The 3,064-nt window shown below is 42.5% G+C and carries 4 protein-coding genes and 1 pseudogene; 3 read left to right on the top strand and 2 right to left on the bottom strand.

Going from position 1 to position 3,064, the window contains the following annotated elements; genetic code table 11:
- Window positions 1-114: 114 nt before the first annotated feature.
- Complete coding sequence (locus tag F6K57_RS41480; protein WP_293065594.1) at window positions 115-351, bottom strand: hypothetical protein; 237 nt, start codon at window positions 349-351, stop codon at window positions 115-117.
- A gap of 293 nt (window positions 352-644) precedes the next feature.
- Between F6K57_RS41480 and F6K57_RS41475 the strand changes: the two are divergent.
- A pseudogene (locus F6K57_RS41475) lies at window positions 645-794 on the top strand (Uma2 family endonuclease); the annotation flags it as partial.
- Between the two features lie 128 nt (window positions 795-922).
- Window positions 923-1,180, top strand: coding sequence for a hypothetical protein (locus F6K57_RS41470; RefSeq protein WP_293074966.1), 258 nt, complete (start codon window positions 923-925; stop codon window positions 1,178-1,180).
- Window positions 1,181-1,231: 51 nt separating this feature from the next.
- Here F6K57_RS41470 and F6K57_RS41465 read toward each other — a convergent pair whose 3' ends face one another.
- Window positions 1,232-2,374 carry a transposase gene (locus tag F6K57_RS41465; RefSeq protein WP_293074963.1) on the bottom strand — a complete coding sequence of 381 codons (1,143 nt, stop codon included), beginning with the start codon at window positions 2,372-2,374 and terminating at the stop codon, window positions 1,232-1,234.
- Between the two features lie 75 nt (window positions 2,375-2,449).
- Here F6K57_RS41465 and F6K57_RS42385 point away from each other — a divergent pair, with 75 nt between their 5' ends.
- Window positions 2,450-2,614 carry a toxin-antitoxin system HicB family antitoxin gene (locus F6K57_RS42385; RefSeq protein ID WP_364306339.1) on the top strand — a complete coding sequence of 55 codons (165 nt, stop codon included), beginning with the start codon at window positions 2,450-2,452 and terminating at the stop codon, window positions 2,612-2,614.
- The last annotated feature ends 450 nt before the right edge of the window (window positions 2,615-3,064 follow it).

Below are 3,064 nucleotides of genomic sequence, written 5' to 3'. Positions count from 1 at the left end.
ATCCCTAGAGTACCGATAATAGGAAGTGCGCGATCGCATAGTAGCGACTGTAAGTTAACATGGCGACGAGCAAATTTTCGCAGTGACCGTTTAAATTGGCTACTAATAACTAGTTTATACATCAGTCAAACTGGAATGATTGAAGCATTCTCGCAATTCTTCTATTGCTTCAGTAGCTGTTTGGATTTTTAGCTTACCTGCTTGGAATTCGGCAAAGGAAACCTCTGCATCCAACGCAATTTCCTGTCGTCTTTGTTCAACCATTCGGCTTTTAATAATTTGGATTAGCATTTCTTGCTGTTCTACAGGAAGGGTCATGGCTTCCTCTAAAACTTGATCTAGAGTACTCAACGGGTTATCCTCGACTTCACTACCTTTATTGTGTCATATCTCGATTTGTTGGGTTTTGTTGCCTCAACCCAACCTACAATATTCGCGTACCCACGCGCGGACATTCACCGGTGCGTTACACTTCATTAACACACCCGACAAGAGCTGATTTCTCCTAACATCAAAAACTCTTCGGAGCTCTTTCCTACTGTTCCCTGTTCCCTTTTAGCATCAATCCTATGTTCATAACTCAAAAAACAACGCTATATAATACTATAATTAAGACAACTATTGCTGCTATCTAAACTGATAATATGACCCCTAATACCGTCAGTTTACCGGCTACCCTCGAATTAACTATTGACTTAACTGACGAGCAATTTTTTCAGCTTTGTCAAACTAACCGTGACTTGAGATTCGAGCGTACAGCTAGAGGAGAATTAATTATTATGCCACCTACGGGTAGAGTGGTAGGGTGGGCAAATTTTTAGCATTTGATGATTTCATCAGCGATGATGCCTATTTGCCCACCCTACAAAATCTATCATCTTAAATAAAAATGCTGTATGAATAACTTGATGAAATACGCTGTATGAATAACTTTATGAAATACAAGGAATACCTTGGCTCGGTCAATTATAATGATGAGGATGAGATTTTCTACGGGAAAGTAGAGTATATTCGTAGCCTGATCAGTTATGAAGGTCAGGATGTTAAATCTCTTCGGGCCAGTTTTTACGAAGCAGTGGATGATTACCTAGAGCTTTTTGACACTCACCGTCCTATAAGAACGGGGATTCTTACTTCAACGAGCCGACTTGCTCAACCAGACCGGAATCAGGAAGAGTAGAGGCCGATTCTCCATAAGCGTTTTGGGAGACCCGAACGCGCCCCGCGTGGCCTACGGCCTCCGCTGCGCGAACGGATCTAAGATCCAGGTTCCTGTATGCCCTACAGTACCCAAGGCTATTTTTAGAATATTGATAGCTGCATTATGGTCGCGATCCAACACACACCCGCATAAACATGCATGAGTTCTAGTAGATAGCGATTTTTTGACAACTTCACCGCAGTTTGAGCAATTTTGGCTAGTATAGGCAGGATTAACTGCTACAGTTTCCCTGCCAAACTTTTGTCCGAAATACTCTAACCATTTTCTAAATTGATACCAACCTGCATCATTAATAGATTTGGCAAGACAATGATTTTTTACAAAATTTCTCACTCTTAAATCTTCGTAAGCGACCACGTCGTTAGAGTGGATTACGCAACGCGCGAGTCTCTTGGCATGTTCTTCACGTTGCCTACTTATATTAAGGTGTGTCCTGCCTAATCTATTAATGGCTTTTCTTCGGTTAGCTGAGCCTTTCTTTTTACGAGAAACTCGGCGTTGATAAAATTTCAACCGTTTCTCGCCCTTACGATAAAATCTTGGATTTGCTTCTGTGTTTCCCTTTGAATCGGTGTAGAATTCTTTTAAACCCACATCAATTCCCACATTGGTATGGGACGGTTCTAGAGATTCTTTAATCTCAACTTTTACACAAAATTGAACATAATAGCCATCTGCGCGACGAACCAACCTAACTCGTTTAATCAAATTTTTGTCGTAACGCCATAACTCCCAGGTTCCCTTAAGCTTTAGTTTCCCGATACCTTTTTTGTCTAAGAATTTTATAGACTTGGTATCAGGTGAAAGTTTCCAGCCTGATGTCTTATACTCAACTGACCGAGAAAACTTTTTAAACTTGGGATAACCCTTTTTGCCAGGGACTTGTTTTTTACACTTATCGTAAAACCTAGAAATTGAACTATAAGCTCTTTCCACCGAAGCTTGACAGGCATGAGAGTTTAAGTCTTTGACAAAAGGATATTCAGCTCTGATCCACGTGTTATAGCGATACAGGTCTTTTTGTCCTATACCTTTGTTGTCCATCCAGTAACGGATGCACTTATTTCGTACAAACTGACCAGTCCGTATCGCCTCATCAATGGCGGCATATTGAGTTTTATTCCCTTTGACCTTAAATTCTAAGACGATCATTTTGACGTGGAATAACTCTACGTAATATTATAGCACAAAAAAAGCCGTCCTAGAAGGACGGGGCTTGAGACCCAAATTTTTGGTCAACTCAAAGGGATAGAACCGGAAAAGCCTTTCAAGGGAAGCGTTAACATCAGACCTGGAACCAACCTTCATCGACGTGCTGCATACGCAGCTATTGAACAAGGGATAAACTTGAACCAGCTAGTGACAGAAGCACTTGAGCAGTATCTCAGATAACCGCTTGACCCTGCTTCAACCGAAAAGCGGCGGAGTGGGAGCGATCGCACTCATGCACTGCCAACCTAGGGTGTGGGGTGTGGGGTGTGGGGTGTGGGGTGTGGGGTAGGCTGTTTATTATGGGCCTTTTTCGCGGGAGATCGTTCACACCGGGATCGCGTACGGCGATAACGCCCAGAATGGATATCTAGCAAGAGATACACTGTCTCATACTATCAGACAAAAAGGAAGTGCATGAAGTTTAAGCTATGGCCATCGCACAAAGTGAACAGCCTACTGCCAACCCTACAAGAACTAGCAACAGTAGGGGTAGGGTGGGCAAATGTGAGAATTTGATGATTTGACCAGCTCTGATGCCGATTTGCCCACCAAAAACCATCAGGCGATCCCACTGCTCCCATTTGTGCTATGTTTTAATTCACGTGATGGGTTGTTATTGTGCCCTTTGCA

Origin of the sequence: Moorena sp. SIO4A5, from assembly GCF_010672005.1 — a bacterium.
Classification (GTDB): domain Bacteria; phylum Cyanobacteriota; class Cyanobacteriia; order Cyanobacteriales; family Coleofasciculaceae; genus Moorena.
This window is presented reverse-complemented; position numbering and strand designations above follow the sequence as displayed.

Excerpts from the sequence above, each read along its gene's own strand:
- F6K57_RS41470 (WP_293074966.1), top strand. The coding sequence starts at position 923 with ATGAATAACTTTATGAAATACAAGGAATACCTTGGCTCGGTCAATTAT.
- F6K57_RS41465 (WP_293074963.1), bottom strand. The coding sequence starts at position 2,374 with ATGATCGTCTTAGAATTTAAGGTCAAAGGGAATAAAACTCAATATGCC.